This window comes from Mycobacterium sp. IS-1496, assembly GCF_001499995.1.
GTDB lineage: Bacteria > Actinomycetota > Actinomycetes > Mycobacteriales > Mycobacteriaceae > Mycobacterium.
Window position 1 is genome coordinate 1 of record NZ_LQIU01000047.1, and the last position, 23,695, is coordinate 23,695.

Here is a 23,695-nt window from a genome sequence, read left to right on the forward strand (position 1 = left end):
ATAGATGGTCTCCGGGGACACGCGCATCTCCGCATCGTCGGGGAAGTCGATGAGCAACCGCGCTGCGATCTGCTCAGGGCTGTGCTCCTCAAGCAGTTTCGCCTGCACCTCATCATGCAACACCTGATTGCGGGCCAGCTTGCCCAGCTGCGGACGGCGAGCACGCTCCTCGGAGCGCGACTGCGCCACTACCGCGTCGTACCGCACGGTGGCGGTCGAACCGCTCTGACGCGCTCCGAACGCCTCCTTGCGCCGATACCCCGACTTGCGTCCGTCGTTGTGGTGGACACCGTTGACGTCGAGCTCGTACTTGATCGTCGACGCCGGCCGGCCCAATCGCCTGCCAATCGAGTTCAGCGATTCGTTGGCCGCGACTCCGATCTGGATCTGAATGCGGTCGGCCAACGTCAGACGCGGCCGAGGTCCCGAGGTCGTCGGCTCACGCTTTTGCGGGTTCACCCCTCCAGCGTGTGTGAACCAGCGAACCCCGGTAGCACACGACACACCGACCGCCACACCGGCTTCACGTGCAGTGCAACCCTCACCGATACAGCCCCAGAACTCACGAACAACACTCAACAACGGTGGACGTGGCACAGCAGCACTTCCCATCAGAATCAGCTGCTATTGCAACGACGCCTTGAAACCGCCGTCGAAAAATCGCACACGAGCTCACGTTCGGCCGTCAGGCCTTCAGCAGCTGGAAGCCCTTGTATCCGGCTGCCGCCACCTCGGCGCAGATGTCGAGGTAGACGCCGAATCCCCCGATGAAGAGCATGAACACCCGCGGTTTGCCGGGCACGTTGGCCCCCATGTACCACGAGTTCGCCTGCGTGAACAGCGTCGCCTCGGCCCGCCGCGAGAGTTCGGCGCCCCAGTCGTCCACCGCCTGGGAGGTCGCTTCGATGGCCTGGTAGCCGTGCCGGTCCAGATGGTCGATGCAGTCGGCGATCCAGTTCACGTGGGCCTCGGCGTGCAGCACCATGTTGGCCAGCACCGCCGGCGCCCCCGGGCCCGACACGATGAACAGGTTGGGGAAGCCGTCGACGCCGAGCCCGAGGTAGGTCCTCGGCCCGTCCCGCCAGTCGTCGGCGAGCCTCTCCCCGGCCCGTCCGACGATGTCCATCTTGGCCAGCGCTCCGGTCATCGCGTCGAAACCCGTTGCCAGCACGATGGTGTCGACGTCATAGTGCGCTTCGGAGGTGTTGATGCCCGTGGGGTCCACCGATTCGATCGGTGTCTTGCGGACGCTGATCAATTCGACGTTGGAGCGGTTGAACGTCTGGAAATAGTTGGTGTCGGTACAGATCCGTTTCGTGCCGATCGGGTGGTCGTTCGGGATCAGCAGGTCGGCGACCTCGGGATCGTCGATGACCGCGCGGATCTTCTCCTCGTAGAACGTGCGGGCCTCTTCGTTGGCCCGCGGGTCGATCATCTGGTCCCGGAAGGTCTTCGAGAACAGCACACCACCGAGTTCCCAACGCTTCTCGAACGCCGCCCTGCGCTCCTCCGGCGAGACCTCCATGGTCAGCTTCGGGTGCGCGATGTGCGGCGAGCCGCCGCCGCTGCGCCACGACAGCTGCCGCCGCTCGTCGTAGTTGGCCTTGACCGCGGCGATGTCCTGTTCGGTCAGTGGCCGGTTGCCCGCCGGCACACTGTAATTCGGCGTCCGTTGGAAGACGTAGAGCTGCGCCGCCACCTCGGCGATGATCGGGATCGACTGGATGCCGGACGATCCGGTGCCGATGACGGCGACCCGTTTGCCGGTGAAGTCGACGTCCTCGTGCGGCCAGTCCGCGGTGTGGTAGATCTCGCCCGCGAAGGTGTCGAGTCCGGGGAACTGCGGGGTGAGCGCCGCGGACAGCGGACCGGTCGCCATGATGCAGAACCGGGTGGAGAGCACCTCACCGGTGTCGGTCGTCACCGTCCACTGCAGCGTGTCCTCGTCGAGCACCGCGGAGGTGACCTTCGTGTCGAAGGTGATCCCTGATCTCAGGTCGAGCTTGTCGGCGACCCAGTTGATGTAGCGCAGGATCTCGGCCTGGGTGGCGTACTTCTCGCTCCAGTTCCACTCCTGCTGGAGTTCCTCGGAGAACGAGTAGCAGTAGTCCACGCTCTCGACGTCGCACCGCGCCCCGGGGTACCGGTTGAAGTACCAGGTGCCGCCGACGTCGGGGGCGGCCTCGAACACCCGGACGCTCAGGCCCTGCGAGCGGAGCTTGTGCAGTGCGTACAGCCCCGCGAAGCCGGCGCCGACGACCACCGCATCGACAGGGTTGGGCAGCTGATCAGCCGAGGTGTCCACGACGATCAAGCTAGGCGTGGGTTGCGTGCGCCCGGAGGGGTCCGTCCCGGTCAACGGACCTCACGTTCCTGAACCGCGCGCTGCGCCCCCATGATCGCCGGCGTGGATTCCGTGCGGCTCACCGTCACCGACGTCATCGAGGAGAGCCACGACGCCCGGTCGCTGGTGTTCGCCGTCGCCGGTGATGCCCGCTTCGATTACCGGCCTGGGCAATTCCTGACGCTTCGGGTGCCCGGCGGCCACGGGGGCACGGTGGCCCGCTGCTATTCGCTGGCGAGTTCGCCGCACACCGATGCCGCACCCAAGGTGACGATCAAGCGCGTGGACGGCGGATACGGGTCGAACTGGTTGTGCGACAACGTCGTCGCCGGCCACGTCATCGAGGCACTGCCCCCCTCCGGGACGTTCACCCCGGCCGACCTCGACCGTGACCTGGTGTTGTGGGCCGCCGGCAGCGGCATCACGCCGGTGATGTCCATCCTCAAGTCGGCGCTCGCGGTGGGCGGCGGGCGCATCGCACTCGTGTACGCCAACCGCGACGAGCGGTCGGTGATCTTCGCGGCCGAACTGCGGGAACTGACCACCCGCCACCCCGACCGGCTCACCGTCGTGCACTGGTTGGAGTCCGTGCAGGGGCTGCCCCCCCGGGACCAGCTCGCGGCGCTGGCGCGGCGGTTCGCCGGCGGCGAGGCGTACCTCTGCGGGCCCGCGCCGTTCATGACCGCGGTGCAGGGGGCGCTGGCCGACGCGGGCGTGCCCCGCGACGACGTGCACACCGAGGTGTTCCGTTCGCTGACCGGTGATCCCTTCGCCGAGGTCGCGCCGGTGGAACCCGACGCCGACGCGGTGGACCTGCAGGTGGCGCTGGACGGCCGGACGCACACCCTACGGTGGTCCCGCCGGACCACGCTCGTCGACGCGATGATCACCGCCGGTCTGGACGTGCCGTACTCCTGCCGCGAGGGGCAGTGCGGGTCCTGCGCCGCCACCTTGGTCAGCGGCCGGGTGGACATGCCGGCCACCGAGATCCTCGAAGCCGAGGACGTCGAGGCCGGCACGATCCTCGGCTGTCAGGCGCGTCCGGCCTCCGACGAGATCCACGTCGAATTCTGACGTCGGTCCTGACGGCTTTTCCATTCACCGGGATTCGCCCACGAGCGGCGCGCGATCCCGGTAGACCATCGAAGACAGCCCCACGACAGAAGGACGCCTCATGACCGACCGGGTGATCGACCGGGTGATGGAAATGGCCGACCAGTTCCGCGAACAGGCCGTGGAGGCCGAGAGGCTCGGCCGGCTCTCGGACACCACGGTCAAGAACATGAAGACGGCCGGCCACATCCGGCTGCTGCAGCCCGAGGAGTACGGCGGCTACGAGGTCCACCCGCGTGAGTTCGCCGAGACCGTGATGGCCACCGCGGCGCTCGATCCCGCCGCGGGATGGGTCAACGGCGTCGTGGGTGTGCACCCCTACCAGCTGGCCTACGCCGACCCGCAAGTCGCCCGGGAGGTGTGGGCCACCGACGTCGACACCTGGATCGCGTCGCCGTACGCCCCGCAGGGGGTGGCCAAACCCGTGGACGGCGGATACCTGTTCAACGGGCGCTGGCAGTTCAGTTCCGGCACCGACGCCTGCGACTGGATCATCCTGGGCGCGATGGTCGGCGACGCCGAGGGCAGGCCGGTGATGCCGCCGCAGATCCTGCACATGATCCTGCCCCGCAGCGACTACGAGATCGTCGACGACTCCTGGGACGTCGTCGGACTCCGGGGCACCGGGTCGAAGGACGTCATCGTCCGCGACGCGTTCGTCCCCACCTACCGCACGATGGACGGTCTCAAGGTCATGGACGGCTCCGCGCAACTCGAGGCCGGGATGACCAAGACCCTCTACAAGATGCCGTGGTCGACGATGTTCCCGCTCGGGATCAGTTCCGCGACCATCGGCATCTGCGAGGGTGCCCTGGCCGCGCATCTGGACTACCAACGCGAACGGGTCAATGCCAGCGGCGTCGCCGTCAAGGACGACCCCTACGTGATGTACGCGATCGGTGAGGCCGCCGCCGACATCGAGGCCTCCCGCCACGCGCTGCTCTCCAACGTCGACCGCGTCTACGACATGGTCGACGCCGGCAAGGAGGTGACGTTCGCCGACCGTGCCGCCGTGCGTCGCAGCCAGATCAAGGCGGTGTGGCGGGCCGTCTGCGCCGTCGACCAGATCTTCGCGCGGTCGGGCGGCAATGCGCTGCGCATGGACAAACCGCTGCAACGGTATTGGCGTGACGCCCACGCCGGTGTGGCGCACGCGATCCACACGCCCGGCACCATCTACCACGCATCCGCGCTGAGCTCGCTGGGAGTCGACCCGCAGGGTGCGCTGCGGGCGATGATCTGATCGGGAGGGAACGACAATGGCAGTGTTGAAGAGCCTCGGCTACATCACCGTGCAGACCGCCGACATCGACCGGTGGCGCCACTTCGCCTTCCAGGTCCTGGGTTTCGCCGAGGGCAGCGGCCCCGACGAGTCGTGCCTGTACCTCCGGATGGACGAGCGCGCGGCCCGCATCATCGTCCGGCCCGGCGACGTCGACCGGATCGTCACGGTGGGTTGGGAGGTCCGCGACCACGCGGCGCTCGAACAGGTCAAGCGGGATCTGGACGCGGCAGGCGTTCCGTTCAAACAGCTTTCACTCGAGGAGGCCGACGCACGACGCGTCGAGGAGGTCATCGCGTTCGAGGACCCCGCGGGCACCGCCCTGGAGGTGTTCCACGGCGCGGTGCTCGACCACAGCCCGGTCGTGACGCCCTTCGGGGCCCGGTTCGTCACCGGCGCGCAGGGTCTGGGCCACGTCGTGCTGCCCGCCCTCGACCCGAACGGGCTCTTCGAGTTCTACACCGGCGTCCTGGGATTCAAGTCGCGCGGAGCGTTCCGGGTGCCGGTGCCGCCGGAGTTCGGGCCGGTGCGCGTGCGCTTCCTCGGGATCAACGAGCGCCACCACAGCCTGGCGATCTGTCCGGCGGCGACCCTGCGCGATCCCGGTCTGGTGCACATGATGGTGGAGGTGGACAGCCTCGACGCCGTCGGCCAGGCGCTGGACCGCGTCAACGCCGACGGCTACCAGCTGTCCTCGACGCTCGGCAGGCACACCAACGACAAGATGGTGTCGTTCTACGTTCGCGCCCCGGGCGACTGGGACATCGAGTTCGGCACCGAGGGCATGCGGGTCGACGAGACCTATTACACCGCTGAGGAGATCACCGCCGACAGCTACTGGGGCCACCAGTGGGTGGGCGACCTCCCCGCCGCCATGCGGCCATGACGGCCGACGACGTTCACCCGGTACCGTCGGCATCGGTCACCCAGTGGGACCACGAAGCCGACGTGGTCATCGCCGGTTACGGCGTCGCCGGTGCGGCCGCCGCCGTCGAGGCGGCCCGCGCGGGCGCCGACGTCCTCGTCCTCGAGCGAACCGGGTCGTGGGGCGGCGCCGCGTCGATGGCCGGCGGGTTCATCTACCTGGGCGGCGGGACGGCGATCCAGAAGGCCTGCGGTTTCACCGATTCCGTCGAGAACATGGCGGCGTTCCTCAACGTGGCCATGGGCCCCGGCGCGGACACCCGCCGGATCGCCGACTACTGCGACGGCAGCGTCGCCCACTTCGACTGGCTCGTGGAATGCGGAGTGCCGTTCAAGGCCGAGTTCTTCGGTGAGCCCGGCTGGGAGCCGATGGGCGATCAAGGCCTGATGTACAGCGGCGGCGAGAACTCCTATCCGTTCAACACGATCGCCACGCCGGCCCCCCGCGGGCACGTCCCGCAGATGTCGGACAAGAAGCAGGGTGAGGCCAGCGCCGGCTACATGCTGATGAAGCCGCTGGTCGAAACGGCCACAGCGGCTGGGGCGCGGTCGCTCTACGACGTGCGGGCGCACGCGCTCGTGGTCGAGTCCGACGGCCGGGTGGTCGGCATCCGCGCCCGCCAGTACGGCACCGAGGTGACGATCCGGGCGCGGCGTGGGGTGGTGCTGGCCACCGGCAGTTTCGCCTACAACGACGCGATGGTGGCCCAGTACGCCCCGCGCATCGCAGGCCGTCCCGCCGCGTCGATCGAGCAGCACGACGGTCAGGCGATCCGGATGGCCCAGGCGCTCGGCGCGGATCTGGCGCACATGGACGCCACCGAGGTGGCGATCTTCATCGATCCCCAGCAGTTGGTGCGCGGAGTCCTGGTCAACGAGCGTGGTCAGCGTTACGTCCCCGAGGACACCTATCCGGGCCGGGTGGGCCAGTTGACGCTCTACCACCAGAACAACACCGCGTACCTGATCATCGACGGCGACGCCCAGGAGGAGGCGATGGCCTCGCAGTCGCCGCAGCTGATGATGCGGCCGCCGACCTGGGTATGTGAGACCGTCGCCGAACTCGAAGCCGAGATCGGGCTGGCGCCCGGATCGCTGCAGGCCACGATCGCCGCCTACAACGACGGCGCGGCGCGCGGCGAGGACCCGTTGCTGCACAAGAAGGCTCAGTGGCTGCGTCCGGTCGGATCCCCGGTCGGGGCGATCGACCTGCGGGAGAGCACCGGCGGGTTCACCCTCGGCGGGCTGCAGACGTCACTGGACGGCGAGGTGCTGCACGTCAGCGGGGATCCCATACCCGGCCTGTTCGCCGCCGGCCGCTCGACCGCGGGCCTCGCGGCCTGGGGTTACGCCAGCGGCGTCTCGCTGGGCGACGGCAGTTTCTACGGTCGACGCGCCGGCCGGTCGGCCGCGAAGGGCTGACCGCCGCGCGTTCCGATATGGCCGTGGTCCGCCGGGTCACGGCCACATCGGCATGCGCCGAATGTGGGCTGAGTCCAGTTTCAAGATCCATGTGACACCGCCCACCCCGTTGTGGTACAAAAAGTCATATTCCTAATAGGAATATGCCTGATCTGCACTTCAGCCCCAGGAGGCGTCATGACCGTGGCTCCACTCAGCCAGGAATCCACCACCCCCAGCGCGGTCATCGACCGGGTGTCGCTGGTCCTCGACGCGTTCGACGGCCCCGGCCGACTGACCCTGGCGCAGATCGTCCGTCGCACCGGACTGCCCCGGTCGTCGGCACACCGCATGCTCGAACGGCTGGTCCAGCTGCGCTGGCTGCGCCGCAACGGCCGCGACTACGAACTGGGCATGCGGCTGGTCGAACTGGGATCGCTTGCGGTGCACCAGGACCGGTTGCACCGGGCGGCCACGCCGCTGCTGCACGACCTGCACCGCGCCACCGGGTTGGTGGTGCACCTCGCCGTCCTCGACGGTGCCGACGTGGTGTACCTCGAGAAGATCGGCGACCGGATGGTGGCCGCACTGCCCAGCCGGGTCGGCGGCCGCCAGCCCGCGCATTGCACCGCGATCGGCAAGGCACTGCTCGCGTACAACTCCGACGCCTGTGACGACGTCGACCTGGGCAACCGCCGCACCAAGTACTCGATCGGCAGTGCCGCGCAACTGGCCGCCGAACTGGACAAGACGCGTGCCCACGGTGTCGCGTTCGACCGCGAGGAGTCGCTGCCCGGCTTTGGGTGTGTCGCCGCGCCGATCGGCGGGCCGGGCGAGGCCGTCGCGGCGCTGTCGGTGTGTGGTCCGATGAGCCGCATGGCGTTCGACCAGCGCCTCGCCGCGCCGGTCCGGATGACCGCGATGGGGGTGTGGCGCAACGTCGAAGGCGGACCGCAGCGCGTGGCACCGACGCTGCAGCAGGTGCGCCCGCTGCGCGGCGGCCCCACCCCGCGCCCGGCCCACGAGTCGGCCGCCCTGCAACTCGCATGAGCGGCGAGCTCGATCCGCAGATCGCCCGGATGATCGAGGCGCTCGACAGCGGCTTCCCCCCTGTGCACACCATGACCGGCGCGCAGGCGCGTGCCACGATCCGCTCCCGGTTCGTGGCGGCTGCCGACCCCGAGCCGGTTGCCTGCGTCGAGGACCGCGGCGTCGAGCGCGCCGGCGGTCCGATCCCGGTCCGGATCTACCGTCCGGCCGGCGCTCCCGTCGGGTCGTTGCCGGTTCTGGTGTACGCCCACGGCGGCGGGTTCGTGTTCTGCGATCTCGACAGCCACGACGGGCTCTGTCGGAGCATCGCGAATCAGATTGGCGCCGTCGTTGTTTCGGTCGCCTACCGACTGGCTCCCGAACATCCGTGGCCGGCCGCGGCCGAGGACGTGTACGCGGTCACCAGGTGGGTGTCCGAGAACTGCGCCGCGCTCGGCGCCGACCCCGGCCGGATCGCGGTCGGCGGTGACAGTGCCGGGGGCAACCTCGCGGCGGTGACGGCGCTCATGGCGCGGGACCGCGGCGGTCCGGCGCTGACCGCCCAGGTGCTCGTCTACCCGATGATCACCCCCGACTTCAGCACCGAGTCGTACCGATTGTTCGGCGCCGGGTACTACAACCCGGCCGACGCGCTGCGCTGGTACTGGGATCAGTACGTGCCCGACGAATCCGACCGCACCGATCCCTACGTGTCGCCACTGCACGCCGACCTGCGGGGGCTGCCGCCGGCCGTCGTGGTGATCGCCGGTCACGACCCCCTTCGCGACGAAGGCCTGCGGTTCGGCGGGGCACTCGCCGAGGCCGGGGTGCCCACCGTGGTGCGCCGGTTCGACGGCGGCATCCACGGGTTCATGACCATGCCGAGTCTCGAGATCGCGCAGGCCGCCCGAGCCCAGCTGTGCCGGGACGCCGCCGCGCTGTTGGCGGGAGTACCGGCCGGTGGCTGAGGTGTTCGTGATCGACCGGGTGGTCACGCGGCCCGGCCGCACCCGGGAGTTCGTCGACGCCTACCTCAGCGGATACGCACCCGGAGCACGGGAGCGCGGTATGACGCTGCGGCAGGTGCTGGTGAGCCCGCCGATCTGGTTCACCGACCAGCCCAACACCGTCACCGTGACGTGGTCGCTGCCCAGCGCCAGGGCGTGGTGGGAGATGACGTGGCAGGGCCGCCCTGATCCGTCGATCGGCGAATGGTGGTCGGGCATCGAGGATCTCGTCATCACGCGGGACAGGAGCGTGGCCGCCGAGGCCGCCGATGTGGACGGACTCTGCGATGTATAGCGTCATCCGGTTGGTCGACGCGGTCGAGTCCGAGCGGCAGGAAGTCCTCGACATATTGCGCGGCAGCGACTTCCGTGCCGATCGGACTCTCGTGCAGCCGACGCTGCCCGGTGTCCGCAACGGCGGCGACATCCTGGTCCACCTGCAGTTCTCCCACCGGGACACGCGTTCCGACGCCGTCGCGAGGCTCGACGACCTGCTGGACCGGGAGGCGGTCCGGCACGTCAACGGCGCCACCTACCACGGGCAAGCCACTCCCGGCGCCGACGGGGACGGCACCGTCTATCGGGCTCTGCTGCTGCGTGTTCGTCCGGAGACCTCGGAGGCGACCGTCCGCCGCTTCGAGAACGATCTGCGACTCCTCCCCCGCTATGTGCGAACCATCCATTCGTGGCAGCTCAGCCAGGTCGAGGATGCGGTCGGCACGTCGCCGTGGACGCATGTCTTCGAGCAGGAGTTCACCGATGTCGACGGCCTGATGGGCCCGTACCTCATGCACCCGATTCACTGGGCGTACGTCGACCGGTGGTTCGATCCCGAGTGTCCCGACATCGTCGTGCGGGATCGGGTGTGCCACAGCTTCTGCCGCAACGACACGGCGTTCGACGCCTGACGATTGCACCCAGGGCTGTCGGTTGCGTCGGATCGACGACCGTGAGCGCAATCTTGCGCCCGAACTAGAGCCCCGCCGGCAGGATGTTCGGGTTGGCGGTCACCGGCGGCTCGATCGGCGGCAGCAGCTCGCGACCGTCGAGGGTGTGCACCGGCAGTCCCTGCGACCACGGGTAGTGCAAGCTGAACGCCACGAGTCCGGTGCGGTCGGCCGCGGGCAGGTGACACATCGCGAGCACGGTCTCCGCGAGGTACTCGACCGGCTCGGTCGGGAAGGTGTCCGGAATGAGCTGCGACGCACCAGGAGTACGCACAGCCGTCGACGGGCCGACGCAGTTCACCGCGATGTCGTCGTCGAGCACCTCGGCCGCCAGCCCCTGCGTGAACCGGTGCAGCGCGGCTTTCACCGACGCGTAGATGACGTCGCCGGAGGACTTGTTGTACTCACGGAACGGCCGCACCGGCGCCATCCCGGTGACCGATCCGATGTTGACGATCCATCCGGCACCCTGGGCGCGCATATGCGGGATCGCGCACTGCGACAACACGAACGGGGTCCGCAGGTAGTGTTCGACCGTGCGGTCGAAAGTGTCCATGCCCATGTGCTCGATCAGCGAGTAATCGGCGTATCCGGCGTTGTTGACCAGGATGTCGAGGTGCCCCGTGCGGTCGAGCACGTCGTCGACGAGACGCAGCCGCTGTCGGTGGTCCTCGAGATCGGCCGCGACGGCGTATGCCCTGCCGCCTGCCGCCTCGACCATCTCGACGGTCTCCCCGATGGTGCCCGGCAGTGCGGCCGTCGACCCGGCGCGCACCGACGGCGACGGGGTATGAGAGCGCGCGGTGACGACGACGGTGGCGCCTTCGGCGGCCAACCGCTGGGCGATGGCCCGGCCGATGCCGCGACTGCTTCCGGTGACCAGGGCCGTCTTACCGCTGAGAAGTCGAGTCATCGCAGCTCGAAATGGTCTTCGATGGGCGCCCGGTGCTGCTGCCACACGTCGATCAGGCGGTACGGGGTCGCGACCACCACGCGCCCCGACCCGGAGCGGTAGTAGGTGTGGGCGTTCGGCGTGTGACACCACACGGTGCGCGACATCGCCTCGTCGATGTCCTCGACGTAGTGGTCGTACGCCTCCTGTGTCACCTCGATGGTCGTCGCACCCCGGGATGCCATGAGCTGCAGGCACTCCACGATGTAGTGCGCCAGCACCTCCATGGAGAAGTTCGCACCCGCACCGTGGCCGGGGCTGTAGTTCGGCGCCGAGGTGATGAACAGGTTCGGGAAGCCGGGAACCGTCCCGCCGCGGTAGGCGCGGGGGCTGTCGCCCCATTCCTCGCGCAGCGTCCGGCCGCCGCGGCCGCGGATGTCCACAGTGGACAGGAAGTCCAGGTGGTAGCCGGTGGCGTAGATGATGACGTCGAGGTCGATCTGCCTGCCGTCCTGGGTGACGATCCCCCTGGCGTTGACCTCGGCGGGTTCGCGGGCCTCCACGTCGACGTGGTCGCGGGTCAGCGCGGCGTAGTACCCGCCCGGGTCGCGGATGATCCGCTTACCGTACGGCGCGAAGTCGGGCGTGACCTTCTTCGCCAATTCGGTTCCCGCACCGAACATCCGGTCGATGTAGTCCAGGCACATCTGCAGCAGCACGTCGTTGGCCGGCGAGATCGACAGGTGCTTCTCTGCCCAGTCCGGGTCGCGCAGGATGACGGGATAGTTGTTGTCGGCGGTGGCCCAGTACGACTTCAACCGATGCCAGTTGGCGTAGTACGGCAGGTTCCTACCGAGGAAACGGCGGTACTCGGGAACGTCGTCGGAGAGCCGTTTGCGCGGTGCCACCCAGTGTGGCTGCCGCTGGAAGACGGTCAGATGCTGGACCTGGTCGACGCAGGCGTCGACGATCTGCACCGCCGTGCACCCCGCGCCGATGATCGCCACCCGCTTGCCAGTGAGGTCCAGCGACGGGTCCCACTGCGCGGAATGCACGCTGACACCCGCGAACGTCTCTCGGCCGGGCACATCGGGCCACCGCGGGCGATTGAGGTATCCGGCGGCGGTGATCACCACACGTGAGTGGCTGACCGTCCGGTTGCCGTCGCGGTCGACGGCGTGGATCTGCCACTGCCCGCGGTCCTCGTCCCACCACAGCGCCTCGACCTCGGTGCCGAACCGGGTGTGCTCCCGCAGACCATACTTGTCGGCCAGCGACACCAGGTAGGCCTGATACTCCGCGCCCTGGGGGTAGTAGTTCGTCCAGTCCGGATTCACCTCCCGCGAGAGCGAGTAGTAGGCCGACGGGGTGTCCACGCCGATGCCCGGGTACCTGGTGGTCAGCCACGTCCCACCGACCTCGTCGTTGCGGTCGTAGATCTCGAACGACACGCCGGCGTCGGCGGCGGCCAGCGCGGCGACGATGCCCGCGATGCCTGCCCCGATGATCGACACCGTGGTGTCCGGTGGGATCGGCACGTCGCGCGGCAGCGTGGGCTGCGACAGCTGAAAACCGCCCTGCTCCAACAACAGCGGTACATATTCGTCGTCCACCTCGGACCCCAGCGCGACCGGCAGCAGCCGGGCGAACAGTTCCGGGTCGTCGGCGGCGAGCGCGCCCTGCGGCCGAGGTGCGTCGAGGGCGGCGGCGATCCGGCCGACGAGGGTCTCCATGGTGTCGGGGTCGGTGACCCCGGCGCGTTCCGGCGGGTCGGGCACATGCGAGACCGCGGGTGCGAACTCGTCGACCACCGAGAGGTCGCCGGTCATCTGGGCCAACACCGCCACGAGCACACCCGGGTCGGCCTGGCGCAGGTGGCCCCTGAGCTCCGCATCAGTCGTCACGGCGACGAGTATCCGACCGCTGCCGGGCACCGGGCACCGTCCTGCCTACTGAGCGGGACAGCGATCCGTGCCGGGCGGCCCGCCGTGCTTACGTTGCCGCATGGATGCCGCCATGGACCCGGTCGTCGCGCAGGCACGCAGCCACACACTCGGTGACATCCCGCGCCGGTCGGCGCGCAGACACCCGGACAAGACCGCCATCGTGGACGGCGACGTGGTCCTGACGTTCGCCGAATTCGAGCGTCTGGTGGACCGGGCCGCGGCGGCGCTGCAGGACAACGGTTTCGGTCCCGGTGACCGTATCGCACTGCTGTCCCACAACTGCTGGCAGTACACCGTCCTCGCCTTCGCGACCGCGCGGGCCGCGGTAGTGCTGGTGCCGATCAACTTCATGCTCACCGCCGAGGAGATCTCCTACCTGCTCGCGCACAGCAAGGTTCGCGGCTTCGTCGTCGAGGCGGAGCTGACATCCACCGCCGACGAAGCGATGCGGCTGGGCGGTCGGGTGACGACGAAGGTCGCGCTCGTGCCGGACGGCGTCGCCCCGGCACGGGGTTGGGACGACTTCGCCGACTGGTTGTCCACCGGATCGCCTGCGCCCAGCCCACAGATCGACGACGACCAGCTGCTGCGACTGATGTACACCAGCGGAACGGAATCGCGTCCGAAAGCGGTGATGCACACCAGCCGGAGCCTGATGTGGCAGTACGTCAGCACGATCATGGCCGGCTCGATGTCCGGTGACGACGTCGAGATCCACTCGCTGCCGCTCTACCACTGTGCGCAGCTGGACAACTTCCTCGCCACCGACGTCTATCTGGGGGCGACGAGCATCATCCTGCCGCGTCCCGACCCGGAACTGGTGTTGCGCAGCATCGAACGCTACGGCGTCACCAATTATTTCGCGCCGCCGACTGTCTGGATCAGCCTGTTGCGCTGCCCCGTCTTCGACGAGGTCGACCTGTCGAGCCTGCGCAAGGGTTACTACGGCGCATCGGCGATGCCGAGGGAGATCCTCGGCGAGATCCGCGAGCGGCTCCCGAATCTGCGGCTGTGGAACTTCTACGGGCAGACCGAGATGGCGCCCCTGGCGTCGGCGCTGGGACCCGACGAGCAGGACGCCCACGCCGGATCCGCCGGGCGGCCGGTGGTCAACGTCGAGACCACCATCCTCGACGAGGACGACAGCCCGGTCGCCGCGGGTGTCGTCGGTGAGATCGCGCACCGCAGTCCGCATCTGATGCTCGGTTACCTCGACGATCCGGCGAAGACCGCGGAGGCATTCCGCGGCGGGTGGTTCCATTCCGGCGATCTCGGCTATTACGACGAGCACGGGTTGCTGCATGTCGTCGACCGCAAGAAGGACATGATCAAGACCGGCGGTGAGAACGTCGCGAGCCGCGAGGTCGAGGAGGTCCTGTACCGGCACGCCGGTGTGCAGGAGGCGGCGGTCTTCGGCCTGGCCCACCCCGTATGGGTGGAGACGGTGGTGGCCGCGGTGGTGCTCCGCGACGGCTGCTCCGTCGGGAGCGAGGCCGTCACCGAGGACGACATCATCGCGCACTGTCGCGCGCACCTCGCCGGTTACAAGACGCCCAAACAGGTCTTCTTCGTCGACGCCCTGCCGAAGAACCCGAGCGGCAAACTGCTCAAACGCGATCTGCGCCAGCGGTTCAGCACTGCGCCCAGCCACTGAGAGGGACGTTCTCGTGTTCGAAGGACGGATCGCGCGATTCGACGCGCCCGGACAACCGTTCGTGATCGACACCGTCGACCTGGCCGGGGTGGGACCCGGCGAGATCCTGGTCAAGGTCATCCGGACCAACATCTGCGGATCCGATCTGCACGCCTGGCACGGCACCTTCGCCACCCGCGGGCTCGGCGGGCACCTGCCCACCGTCCTGGGCCACGAGATGGTCGGCGCCGTCGCCGCACTCGGTGACGGCGTCACCGCCGACTCCAACGGCGCCCCGCTGGCCGAGGGCACCCGCCTCGTGTTCCCCTACTTCTTCTCGTGCCACCGCTGCCGCAACTGTCTGCTGGGCCGGCGAGGCGCCTGCCTGAACCTGAAGATGGCGATGCTCGGACGCGCCGACGAGCCACCGTACTTCGTCGGCGGATACGGCGACTACTATCTGCTGCCCGCCGGCGCCGTGTGCTACACCGTGCCGGACGCGGTGTCCGACGAGATCGCCTCCGGCGCGAACTGCGCTCTGTCCCAGGTGATGTACGGTCTCGAACGGGTGGACCAGCAGCTCGGCGAGGTCGTGGTGGTCCAGGGGGCCGGTGCGCTCGGCCTGTACGCGGTCGCAGTGGCGAAGGCCCGCGGCGCCGCCAAGGTCATCGCGATCGACGGGGTCCCCGAGCGTCTGGAGTTGGCGACGGCGTTCGGCGCGGACGCGGTCGTCGACATCACCGAGGCGGCCACGGTCAAGGACCGCGCGAAGATCGTGCGGGCGCTCACCGACGGCCACGGCGCCGACGTCGTCGTCGAGGTCGTCGGCCACCCCTCGGCCATCGACGAGGGCCTCAAGCTGCTCGGGCAGTTCGGCCGCTACGTCGAGATCGGCAACATCAACATCGGCAAGACCTTCGAATTCGACCCGTCCCGCTTCGTATTCGGCAACAAGACGATGGTCGGCGTCTCGCTCTACGACCCGGCCGTGCTGTCGCGGGCGCTGACGTTCCTCGAACAGCACCGGGACCGCCTGCCGCTGGACCGCCTCGCCGCGGCGCACTACCCGCTCGACCACATCAACGAGGCGTTCGCCGCCGCCGACGGCAAGCGCGACGTCCGCGCGAGCATCATCCCCTGACCGCGAAGGAACCCATGCACGACTACACCCGCAAGACCCTGTACATCGACGGCCGGTGGGTGACACCAACCGGGGGCGACGCGATCGAGGTGATCGATCCGGCGACCGAGCAGGTGATCGGATGCGTCCCGAACGGCACGGCCGCCGACGTCGACGCGGCGGTCGCCGCAGCGCGCAAGGCATTCGACCCGCTGATCACCGTCGCCGAACGGCGCGACCGGCTGGACCGGGTGATCGCCGCCATGGAGAAGCGCCTACCCGACATCGGCGAGACGATCACCCGCGAGATGGGCGCTCCGGTGCGCATCGCCCAGGGCGTCCAGACCAAGGTGCCGCTGGCGGTCGCCCGCGGCGTCGCCGATGTGCTCGCCACCTTCGAATTCGAAGAGCGAGTGGGCAACTCGCTGGTCCTCCGCGAGCCCTACGGGGTGATCGGAGCCATCACCCCGTGGAACTATCCGCTGTACCAGGTGGTCGCGAAGGTGGTGCCGGCGATCGCGGCCGGCTGCACCGTCGTGCTCAAGCCGAGCAACGAGGCGCCGCTGTCGGTATTCGAGTTCGTCGAGGCGCTCGAGGAGGCCGGTCTGCCGCCGGGCGTGGTCAACCTGGTCTCGGGAAGCGGCCGCGTGGTGGGTGAGCGGATCGCCGAGCACCCCGACGTCGACCTGGTGTCGTTCACCGGATCCACGGCCGTCGGACAGCGGGTCGCCGCGCTCGCCGCGACGTCGGTGAAGAAGGTGGCCCTCGAGTTGGGCGGCAAGTCGGCCAACGTCATCCTCGACGGCGGCGACCTCGCCACCGCGGTGAAGGTCGGGGTCGGCAACGCGTTCCTCAACGGTGGTCAGACCTGCATGGCCTGGACGCGGATGCTGGTGCCGCAGAGCCGCTATGCCGAAGCGCTCGACCTGGTCGAGGCGGCGGCCGCCAGGTACACCGTGGGTGACCCTTTAGATCCCGCCACGCGCATCGGCCCGTCGGCGTCCGAGGCGCAGTTCGCCACCGTGCGCGGGTTCGTCGAGCGCGCCCGGCGTGACGGCGCCCGGCTGATCACCGGCGGCGCCGACAGGGTCCGCGACATCGGCTACTACCTCGCGCCGACCGTGTTCGCCGACGTCGACCCCGATTCGGAGCTCGGTCAGGAAGAGGTCTTCGGACCCGTGCTCGCGGTGATCCCGTTCCGCGACGAGGACGACGCCGTGCGCATCGCCAACGGCACCCCGTACGGGTTGGCGGGCGCGGTGTGGGCCGAGAACCTGGACCGTGCGATCGCCTTCGCACGCCGGGTCCAGACCGGGCAACTCGACCTCAACGGCGGCGTGTACAACCCCGTGGCGCCGTTCGGTGGCTACAAGAAGTCGGGCGTCGGCCGGGAACTCGGCCGGGCGGGCTTCGAGGAGTTCCTGCAGACCAAGTCCCTGCAACTCCCCGCATGACCGTGTTCCGCTGACCGGACCACACGGGTGTGCCCGAGGTCGCGCACCGGTTGACTGGCCGCCATGAGCAACGAGATCGCGCTGTCCGAGCTGCAGGACTTCGTCGGCAGCTTCTGGTATCACTACGACGAGGCCCACTACGACGCGATGGCGGCGGCCTACGCCGACGACGTCCGCTACATCAGCCGCAGCGAGTCCGGCGCGAGCCCGTTCGAAGAACTGATGTCCCCCGAACTGGTGGGGCGCGACACCGTGATGGAGTGGCTCGCCGACCACCGCAAGCAGAGCCCGTACCCGTTGCGCCATCACGCCACCAATCTGCACCGCACCGGAACCGACGGCGACGTCACGCGGGCACGGTTCTACATCTTCGTGAACCAGATCGCGAACTACGTGCCGTTCGCGGTGTCCAGCGGCGTGGCCAACGTGGCCGTGCGGCGCGGCGCGCGGGGACTGGAGTTCACCGAGATGGAGGTCATCCTCGACACCACCAATTCGGTTCTGCTGTCGGAGTACTCGGCCGATACCGCCACCGCGGGCGCCTGAGGTCGTGGACGCCAGGCAGACCTTCGCCGGCGGCGTCGCGGTCATCACGGGGGCAGGCGCCGGGATCGGCGCCGGCCTGGCCCGCCAGGCCGCCCGCCTGGGGATGACGGTGGTGCTCGCCGACATCGACGGCGACGCCATCGCCGCGTTGCGCGATGAACTGGCCGGCCAGGGGACCGACGCGGTCGACATCGTCTGCGACGTGCGCGATTTCGACGCTGTCGATGAGTTGGCACAGCGGACCCGGCGTGACGTCGGGCCGGTGCGCCTGCTGGTCAACAACGCCGGTGTCGAACAGTTCGGTTACCTGTGGGACACCCCGGTCGCGAACTGGCAGCGGGTCGTCGACATCAACGTCAGCGGCGTCTTCCACGGCATCCGGGCGTTTCTGCCCCTGATGATCGAGGCGGGCACCCCGGCGTGGGTGTGGAACCTGAGCTCGATCGGCGGCGTGGCCGTCGTCCCGCTGCAGGCGCCCTACATCATGAGCAAGCACGCGGTGCTCGCCCTCACGGAGTGCCTGGCGCTGGAGGTGCAGCTGGCCGGGCACGGGCACATCCACGTGCAGGCGGTGCTGCCCGGTGCGGTCACCTCGAACATCTTCGAGTCGGCCGGCGGCGTCACCGACGGGGACATCGGCGCGGCGGAGTCGCAGCGGCTGGCGATGCTGGACATCAAGGCCGCCGCGATGGACCCCCTGGCCGCCGCCGAGGTGGTGTTCGACCAGGCCGCCGAGGGCCGGTTCTACCTGCTGACCCAGCCCGAATACGTCGGCGGTGCCATGGCCGAACGCGCCGATGTGCTCACCACGCAGCGGGCGCCGGTGCTGCGCACCACACCGCGGTTCGACCCCGCCGAGCACTGAGAAGGGAGATCGAGTGCGGATCGCCGACAGGGTGTTCGTCGTGACCGGCGCCGGAAACGGTATGGGTCGGCAGGTGACGCTCGGCCTGCTCCGACGCGGAGCGCGGGTGGCGGCAGTCGATGTCGACGAAGCGGGACTGGCCGGCACAGCAGAACTCGGCCGGACTGACCGCACGCGGCTGTCCACGCACGTCCTCGATGTCACGGACAGAGAGGCCGTCGCCGCCACGCCCGGGCAGGTGATCGACGTCCATGGCCAGGTCGACGGGCTGGTCAACATCGCCGGCGTCATCCACCGGTTCGCGCCGTTCGTCGACCTGCCCGCGGAGACAGCGGACCGCATCATGGCCGTCAACTTCACGGGCACGGTAAACATGTGCCGCGCGTTCCTGCCCACACTTCTGGCCCGCCCCGAAGCGAACGTGACGAACATGTCGAGCCTGTCGGCGTTGCTGCCCTTCGCCAGCCAGACGCTGTACAGCGCCAGCAAGGGCGCGGTGAAACAGTTCAGCGAGGGCCTGTACGCGGAGCTGTGCGATACGAATCTCCGTGTGGTGACGGTCTTTCCGGGTAACGTCGACACCGAGCTGACCCGCAACTCCGGTGTCGAGATGCTCGATGCCGGTGGGAAGAAGGTTCGTTCCACCACGCCTGAGGCGGCGGCCGACAGGATCGTCGACGGGATCGCCGAGGATCGCTTTCGGGTGCTCATCGGCACCGACGCACGCGGACTCGATCTCCTGACCCGGGTGTCGGCGAAGCGCGCCACCCGGCTGGTCGCCAAACAGATCAAGTCGGTGCTGTGAACTACGACGTCATCATCGTCGGCTTCGGCGCCGCCGGTGCCGCCGCAGCGATCGAGGCCGCGGACCGGGGTGCCCGCGTGCTGGTGCTCGACCGCGGTTACGGCGGCGGAGCGACGGCGTTGTCGGGCGGAATCATCTACGCCGGTGGTGGTACCGCCGAACAGACGGCGGGCGGGTATCACGACAGCGTCGAGGACATGCGTGCCTACCTCGAGTCGGAGGTCGGCGACGCCGTCTCCGGCGAGACCCTGGACCGCTTCTGCCGACAGAGCCCGGCGATGGTCGATTGGCTCAAGGCACAGGGCGTCGAGTTCCGCGGCGGTCAGGTGCCCTCGTACAAGACCTCGTATCCGACCGACGAGTTCTACCTGTACTACTCGGGCAACGAGAAGGCCTATCCACACGCCTCCCGCGCACGGCCGGCACCGCGCGGCCATCGGGTTCTCGCACCCGGCATGAGCTCGGGCAGGGTCTTGTTCGAACACCTCGCCCGATCGGCGAAAGCCAAGGGCGTGGAATTCATTCCGCTGGCCAGGGTGCACTCGCTCATCGAGGATGACGACGGCCGCATGGCCGGTGTCCGCTACCGCGCGATGGACTCGGCGCACCCGCACGTGCGCAGACACGCGGCGCTGACGAAGCTCACCGGGAAGGCGGGCACCTGGATGCCCGGTCTGGTCAAGGGGGTCGTCGCACGCGCGGAGAGGATATGGGCCGACGCGGCCGTGGACGGAGAGGCCCGCGCGCCCGCCGTCATCCTGGCGGCGGGCGGCTTCGTCCACAACCGGCAGTGGATGCAGTCTCACGCACCGCAATTCATGAAAGTCTCCCCGCTGGGAACGGCGGGTGACGACGGCACGGGCATCGCGCTGGGCCTCGAGGCCGGCGGTAGAACGAACAAGATGGGCAACGTCACGGCGTGGCGATTCCTGTCGCCACCGAGCGCGTTCCTCGAGGGGCTCACCGTCGGCGCGGACGGACGGCGCATTGCGAACGAGGATCTCTACGGCGCCACCCACGGCAACGTGTTGATGCGGGACTTCGGCGGCACCGGGTGGGCGATCTACGATGCCCGCACGTGGAACAAGGTCAAGAGCCAGATCAGAACCCAGACGCAGGTCTTCCAGCGCCTGCAGCTGATCTACCTGTTCACCGTGGGACACAAGAAGGCCGATTCGATCGACGCCCTCGCCGCGAAGAACGGGATAGACGGGCCGGGTCTGCGTCGCACGGTCGACGCGTATCACCGCGGCATCAGCGGGGGCGCCGGGGACCCCGCGCACAAGGACCCCGATCTGTGCCCACCGCTGCTGACCCCGCCGTTCTACTCGATCGACATCTCGGCCGACTCGTCGATGTTCTTCCCGATTCCCGGCCTGACCCTCGGCGGCCTCGTCGTCGATGAGTGCACAGGCGAAGTCGCCCGTGACAGCGGCGGAACGGTGCCGGGTCTGTACGCCGCCGGCCGGAACGCGGTCGGTGTGTGCTCCAACAGCTACGTCAGCGGGCTGTCCCTTGCGGACTGCATCTTCAGCGGCCGACGCGCGGGTGCGCACGCAGCGGACCGATCCCGGGTAGTGCGGTGACCGTCCCCTCCCTCGACCCGGACGCCGCCGCGCGGGTCGCCTCGTTCGGCGTCATCCCCCCGATGCGCGAGCGCGGCCTTGCCGCGGTGCGGGGGGCCGTCGACGCGACGCCACACCCCGAGGACATGCCGGAGATGGCAGCCATCGAGGAACTCTCGATACCCGGCCCCGCACAGGCGATTCCGCTGCGGATCTACCGGCCGACCGGTGACGACCCGGCACCGGTGCTGGTCTACTTCCACGGCGGCGGAATGGTCATGGGGTCCAACCATGCCTTCGAGCCGCTCGCCCGGACGCTGGCGGCGCTCAGCGGTGCGACCGTGGTGTCCGTCGAGTACCGGCTGGCGCCGGAGGCACCGGCGCCGGCACAGTTCGACGACGCCTACGCGGCGACCGTCTGGGTGGCCGACAACGCCGCGTCGCTGCGCGTCGATCCGGGCCGGCTCGCGGTGGTCGGCGACAGCGCTGGCGGCTCTTTGGCGGCGGCAGTCGCGCTGGCGGCCCGCGATCATGGGGGGCCGTCACTGCTCTGCCAGGTGCTGTTGTATCCCGGCCTGGACCGCGATATGACCTGTGGGTCGATCCAACTGTTGGCCGACGCGCCGATGCTGAGCCGCGCGGACATCGAGTACATGCACGAGTTGGCCGACCAGGGCGTCACCGCGCCAGCCGATGCGTACCGATTCCCGGCGCTGGCAACGGATCTGGCCGGGCTACCGCCTGCGATCGTGGTGACCGCCGAATGCGACCCCATCCGCGACTGGGGCGAACGGTACGCGACCCGCCTGCGGGACGCCGGGAACCAGACGACCCAGACCCGCTATCCCGGCGCCTACCACGGGTTCCTGATGCGCTCGGACGCCACCGCCCGCGGCCGGCTCGCGATCGCGGAGGTCGGTGCGCTGCTGCGGGCGAAGTTCGCCGCCCCCCTCTCAACCTCCCGATGACCGGAAAGCGACCGTCGACGACACCGCGGACGGTCGCAGAATCAAGGCAAGTCAGGGCGCCGCGGCGCCGATGAATGAAGGAGAGACTCGATGCTCACTGATGATCGGCGGTTGGCGCTGTCCGACGTCCTGCGACCCGCCGCGCCGCCCCGGGAGCTCGACGACGTCTACACCGACGACCAGCGTGAGCGGTTGCTGGATGTCGTTCGCACGCAGGGGCCGTGGAGGCTGATCATCGCCCAGCACTTCGCCTCGGCCGAGGAGCTGATGGCCACCATGAGCGGCGCGTTCCCCGAGGGCTTCGAGCCGTCGCTCGACCTGTTCCTCACCCCGACCTTCCGCGGATACCTCGCCAACTACGGCGCCGTGCTCTACCCCGAACTGCACGACTGCTTCTACAACGAGAACTTCCTGAACTACGCCAAGAGCTACTGGAACGCCGACTACGCCAAGCCCGAACTCATGCTGTTCAACATCAACGGGCCCTGCGCCAACCGGGATCCCGGGCACCTCGACTCGCCGAGCTTCCGGGGCGTGCGTCACGAGAACGCCCCGACCTGGTTGACGAGCGTGATGGGCAAGTCGGGCCTGTTCCAGGACTACCTGATCAAGATGGCCCAGGTGATCACCTGGTTCTCCCACGACGAGGGCAGCGGGTTCACCTACTGGCCTGAGGGTCCGCTCAAGGCGCCGCAGCGCCTGCTGCCGCCGGTGTACAACCGCGGCGTGGTGGTGCAGAACGAGATGATGGTGCACCGCGGTGAGGCCAACGGTCCACTGGAGCAGCAGGTTCCGGCCGGCCTGGCGTTCGACACCGTCTTCACCGGCGACCCGGCCGATCGGAATCAGTGGGTGCTCAAGAACGGCGACGACGTGATCGCCCGTCACCACACCGACGAGCTGCGGTTCCTGGTCCACTGGTCGGCCGAGGTGTTCTCCGACTACGACGAGCTCAAGAAGAACATGGACCACTCCGACGATCTGACCATCGAGCGCGCGCTCGACACCCTGGTCAAGGACGTCAACGCCCAGGGCATCAAGCTGGCCATGCCCGACAACCCACTGCACGACCCGCAGTTCATCCAGACTCTGAACGCGGCGTACGACCTCGGTGGTCCGGCGGCCTACCCGGAGGCAGCGCCGCTGTCGGCCTTCCAGCTCGCCTGAGCGCCACGAACGTGAGCTTGTGTGCGAGGTTTCGCCGGCGGTTTCAAGGCGTCGTTGCAATAGCAGCTGATTCTGATGGGAAGTGCTGCTGTGCCACGTCCACCGTTGTTGAGTGTTGTTCGTGAGTTCTGGGGCTGTATCGGTGAGGGTTGCACTGCACGTGAAGCCGGTGTGGCGGTCGGTGTGTCGTGTGCTACCGGGGTTCGCTGGTTCACACACGCTGGAGGGGTGAACCCGCAAAAGCGTGAGCCGACGACCTCGGGACCTCGGCCGCGTCTGACGTTGGCCGACCGCATTCAGATCCAGATCGGAGTCGCGGCCAACGAATCGCTGAACTCGATTGGCAGGCGATTGGGCCGGCCGGCGTCGACGATCAAGTACGAGCTCGACGTCAACGGTGTCCACCACAACGACGGACGCAAGTCGGGGTATCGGCGCAAGGAGGCGTTCGGAGCGCGTCAGAGCGGTTCGACCGCCACCGTGCGGTACGACGCGGTAGTGGCGCAGTCGCGCTCCGAGGAGCGTGCTCGCCGTCCGCAGCTGGGCAAGCTGGCCCGCAATCAGGTGTTGCATGATGAGGTGCAGGCGAAACTGCTTGAGGAGCACAGCCCTGAGCAGATCGCAGCGCGGTTGCTCATCGACTTCCCCGACGATGCGGAGATGCGCGTGTCCCCGGAGACCATCTAT

The 23,695-nt window shown here is 68.7% G+C and carries 22 protein-coding genes; 18 read left to right on the forward strand and 4 right to left on the reverse strand.

All coding sequences use genetic code 11. From position 1 onward, the window contains the following. A partial coding sequence (locus tag AU195_RS20815) for a transposase (RefSeq protein ID WP_502687344.1) occupies positions 1-597 on the reverse strand: 597 nt, incomplete at its 3' end. Positions 598-685: 88 nt separating this feature from the next. Further along, positions 686-2,305: a flavin-containing monooxygenase gene (locus tag AU195_RS20820; protein WP_059160945.1), complete on the reverse strand. Its 1,620-nt coding sequence runs from the start codon at positions 2,303-2,305 to the stop codon at positions 686-688. Between the two features lie 90 nt (positions 2,306-2,395). Between AU195_RS20820 and AU195_RS20825 the strand changes: the two genes are divergently transcribed. From AU195_RS20825 to AU195_RS20860, 8 genes are all read left to right on the forward strand, one after another. Continuing rightward, positions 2,396-3,418: a ferredoxin--NADP reductase gene (locus AU195_RS20825; protein WP_059160946.1), complete on the forward strand. Its 1,023-nt coding sequence runs from the start codon at positions 2,396-2,398 to the stop codon at positions 3,416-3,418. A gap of 100 nt (positions 3,419-3,518) precedes the next feature. Further along, positions 3,519-4,700 (forward strand): acyl-CoA dehydrogenase family protein, encoded by a 1,182-nt coding sequence (locus tag AU195_RS20830; protein ID WP_059160947.1) that lies wholly within the window; start codon positions 3,519-3,521, stop codon positions 4,698-4,700. A gap of 16 nt (positions 4,701-4,716) precedes the next feature. Next, on the forward strand, positions 4,717-5,625 hold the full coding sequence (gene bphC / locus AU195_RS20835) for a biphenyl-2,3-diol 1,2-dioxygenase (RefSeq protein ID WP_059160948.1): 909 nt from the start codon (positions 4,717-4,719) through the stop codon (positions 5,623-5,625). Further along, positions 5,622-7,085 (forward strand): FAD-dependent oxidoreductase, encoded by a 1,464-nt coding sequence (locus AU195_RS20840; RefSeq protein WP_059160949.1) that lies wholly within the window; start codon positions 5,622-5,624, stop codon positions 7,083-7,085. Before bphC ends, AU195_RS20840 begins: the two co-directional genes overlap by 4 nt. A 177-nt stretch (positions 7,086-7,262) precedes the next feature. Continuing rightward, on the forward strand, positions 7,263-8,114 hold the full coding sequence (locus AU195_RS20845; protein ID WP_059160950.1) for an IclR family transcriptional regulator: 852 nt from the start codon (positions 7,263-7,265) through the stop codon (positions 8,112-8,114). Further along, positions 8,111-9,061 carry a LipP1 family hormone-sensitive lipase gene (gene lipP1 / locus AU195_RS20850; protein ID WP_059160951.1) on the forward strand — a complete coding sequence of 317 codons (951 nt, stop codon included), beginning with the start codon at positions 8,111-8,113 and terminating at the stop codon, positions 9,059-9,061. Before AU195_RS20845 ends, lipP1 begins: the two co-directional genes overlap by 4 nt. Then, entirely contained in the window at positions 9,054-9,395 is a 342-nt protein-coding gene (locus AU195_RS20855; RefSeq protein WP_059160952.1) for a hypothetical protein, read from the forward strand. The genes lipP1 and AU195_RS20855 overlap by 8 nt, the downstream gene beginning before the upstream one ends. Further along, a complete protein-coding gene (locus tag AU195_RS20860; protein WP_059160953.1) occupies positions 9,388-10,008 on the forward strand; it encodes a Dabb family protein in 621 nt (206 codons plus the stop codon). The genes AU195_RS20855 and AU195_RS20860 overlap by 8 nt, the downstream gene beginning before the upstream one ends. A gap of 64 nt (positions 10,009-10,072) precedes the next feature. On the opposite strand, the gene AU195_RS20865 is transcribed toward AU195_RS20860, so the two are convergent. Then, entirely contained in the window at positions 10,073-10,960 is an 888-nt protein-coding gene (locus AU195_RS20865; RefSeq protein WP_059160954.1) for an SDR family NAD(P)-dependent oxidoreductase, read from the reverse strand. Continuing rightward, the gene (locus AU195_RS20870; RefSeq protein WP_286149439.1) at positions 10,957-12,768 is read right to left on the reverse strand and encodes a flavin-containing monooxygenase; all 1,812 of its coding nucleotides are present in this window, start codon (positions 12,766-12,768) and stop codon (positions 10,957-10,959) included. The genes AU195_RS20865 and AU195_RS20870 overlap by 4 nt, the downstream gene beginning before the upstream one ends. A gap of 175 nt (positions 12,769-12,943) precedes the next feature. Between AU195_RS20870 and AU195_RS20875 the strand changes: the two genes are divergently transcribed. The 10 genes from AU195_RS20875 to AU195_RS20920 all read left to right on the forward strand — a co-directional run. Beyond that, complete coding sequence (locus AU195_RS20875; RefSeq protein WP_059160955.1) at positions 12,944-14,539, forward strand: acyl-CoA synthetase; 1,596 nt, start codon at positions 12,944-12,946, stop codon at positions 14,537-14,539. A gap of 13 nt (positions 14,540-14,552) precedes the next feature. Continuing rightward, positions 14,553-15,659, forward strand: a complete 1,107-nt coding sequence (locus tag AU195_RS20880) for a zinc-binding dehydrogenase (RefSeq protein ID WP_059160956.1) — start codon at positions 14,553-14,555, stop codon at positions 15,657-15,659. Positions 15,660-15,673: 14 nt separating this feature from the next. After that, complete coding sequence (locus AU195_RS20885) at positions 15,674-17,092, forward strand: aldehyde dehydrogenase family protein (protein ID WP_059160957.1); 1,419 nt, start codon at positions 15,674-15,676, stop codon at positions 17,090-17,092. Positions 17,093-17,155: 63 nt separating this feature from the next. Continuing rightward, on the forward strand, positions 17,156-17,638 hold the full coding sequence (locus tag AU195_RS20890; protein WP_059160958.1) for a nuclear transport factor 2 family protein: 483 nt from the start codon (positions 17,156-17,158) through the stop codon (positions 17,636-17,638). Positions 17,639-17,642: 4 nt separating this feature from the next. Next, the gene (locus AU195_RS20895; RefSeq protein WP_059160959.1) at positions 17,643-18,503 is read left to right on the forward strand and encodes an SDR family NAD(P)-dependent oxidoreductase; all 861 of its coding nucleotides are present in this window, start codon (positions 17,643-17,645) and stop codon (positions 18,501-18,503) included. A 13-nt stretch (positions 18,504-18,516) separates the two neighbouring features. Further along, positions 18,517-19,308: an SDR family NAD(P)-dependent oxidoreductase gene (locus AU195_RS20900; RefSeq protein ID WP_059160960.1), complete on the forward strand. Its 792-nt coding sequence runs from the start codon at positions 18,517-18,519 to the stop codon at positions 19,306-19,308. Continuing rightward, positions 19,305-20,894: an FAD-binding protein gene (locus AU195_RS20905; RefSeq protein WP_059160961.1), complete on the forward strand. Its 1,590-nt coding sequence runs from the start codon at positions 19,305-19,307 to the stop codon at positions 20,892-20,894. The genes AU195_RS20900 and AU195_RS20905 overlap by 4 nt, the downstream gene beginning before the upstream one ends. Continuing rightward, entirely contained in the window at positions 20,891-21,841 is a 951-nt protein-coding gene (locus AU195_RS20910) for an alpha/beta hydrolase (protein WP_059160962.1), read from the forward strand. Before AU195_RS20905 ends, AU195_RS20910 begins: the two co-directional genes overlap by 4 nt. Before the next feature lie 90 nt (positions 21,842-21,931). Further along, a complete protein-coding gene (locus AU195_RS20915) occupies positions 21,932-23,008 on the forward strand; it encodes a hypothetical protein (RefSeq protein ID WP_059160963.1) in 1,077 nt (358 codons plus the stop codon). A gap of 90 nt (positions 23,009-23,098) precedes the next feature. Continuing rightward, the coding region (locus tag AU195_RS20920) for a transposase (protein ID WP_502687344.1) at positions 23,099-23,695 on the forward strand (597 nt) is incomplete at its 3' end.

Excerpts from the sequence above, each read along its gene's own strand:
- AU195_RS20845 (WP_059160950.1), top strand. The coding sequence starts at position 7,263 with ATGACCGTGGCTCCACTCAGCCAGGAATCCACCACCCCCAGCGCGGTC.
- AU195_RS20860 (WP_059160953.1), top strand. The coding sequence starts at position 9,388 with ATGTATAGCGTCATCCGGTTGGTCGACGCGGTCGAGTCCGAGCGGCAG.
- AU195_RS20825 (WP_059160946.1), top strand. The coding sequence starts at position 2,396 with ATGATCGCCGGCGTGGATTCCGTGCGGCTCACCGTCACCGACGTCATC.
- AU195_RS20890 (WP_059160958.1), top strand. The coding sequence starts at position 17,156 with ATGAGCAACGAGATCGCGCTGTCCGAGCTGCAGGACTTCGTCGGCAGC.
- AU195_RS20885 (WP_059160957.1), top strand. The coding sequence starts at position 15,674 with ATGCACGACTACACCCGCAAGACCCTGTACATCGACGGCCGGTGGGTG.
- lipP1 (WP_059160951.1), top strand. The coding sequence starts at position 8,111 with ATGAGCGGCGAGCTCGATCCGCAGATCGCCCGGATGATCGAGGCGCTC.
- AU195_RS20865 (WP_059160954.1), bottom strand. The coding sequence starts at position 10,960 with ATGACTCGACTTCTCAGCGGTAAGACGGCCCTGGTCACCGGAAGCAGT.
- AU195_RS20840 (WP_059160949.1), top strand. The coding sequence starts at position 5,622 with ATGACGGCCGACGACGTTCACCCGGTACCGTCGGCATCGGTCACCCAG.
- AU195_RS20875 (WP_059160955.1), top strand. The coding sequence starts at position 12,944 with ATGGATGCCGCCATGGACCCGGTCGTCGCGCAGGCACGCAGCCACACA.
- AU195_RS20830 (WP_059160947.1), top strand. The coding sequence starts at position 3,519 with ATGACCGACCGGGTGATCGACCGGGTGATGGAAATGGCCGACCAGTTC.
- AU195_RS20870 (WP_286149439.1), bottom strand. The coding sequence starts at position 12,768 with ATGACCGGCGACCTCTCGGTGGTCGACGAGTTCGCACCCGCGGTCTCG.
- AU195_RS20915 (WP_059160963.1), top strand. The coding sequence starts at position 21,932 with ATGCTCACTGATGATCGGCGGTTGGCGCTGTCCGACGTCCTGCGACCC.
- bphC (WP_059160948.1), top strand. The coding sequence starts at position 4,717 with ATGGCAGTGTTGAAGAGCCTCGGCTACATCACCGTGCAGACCGCCGAC.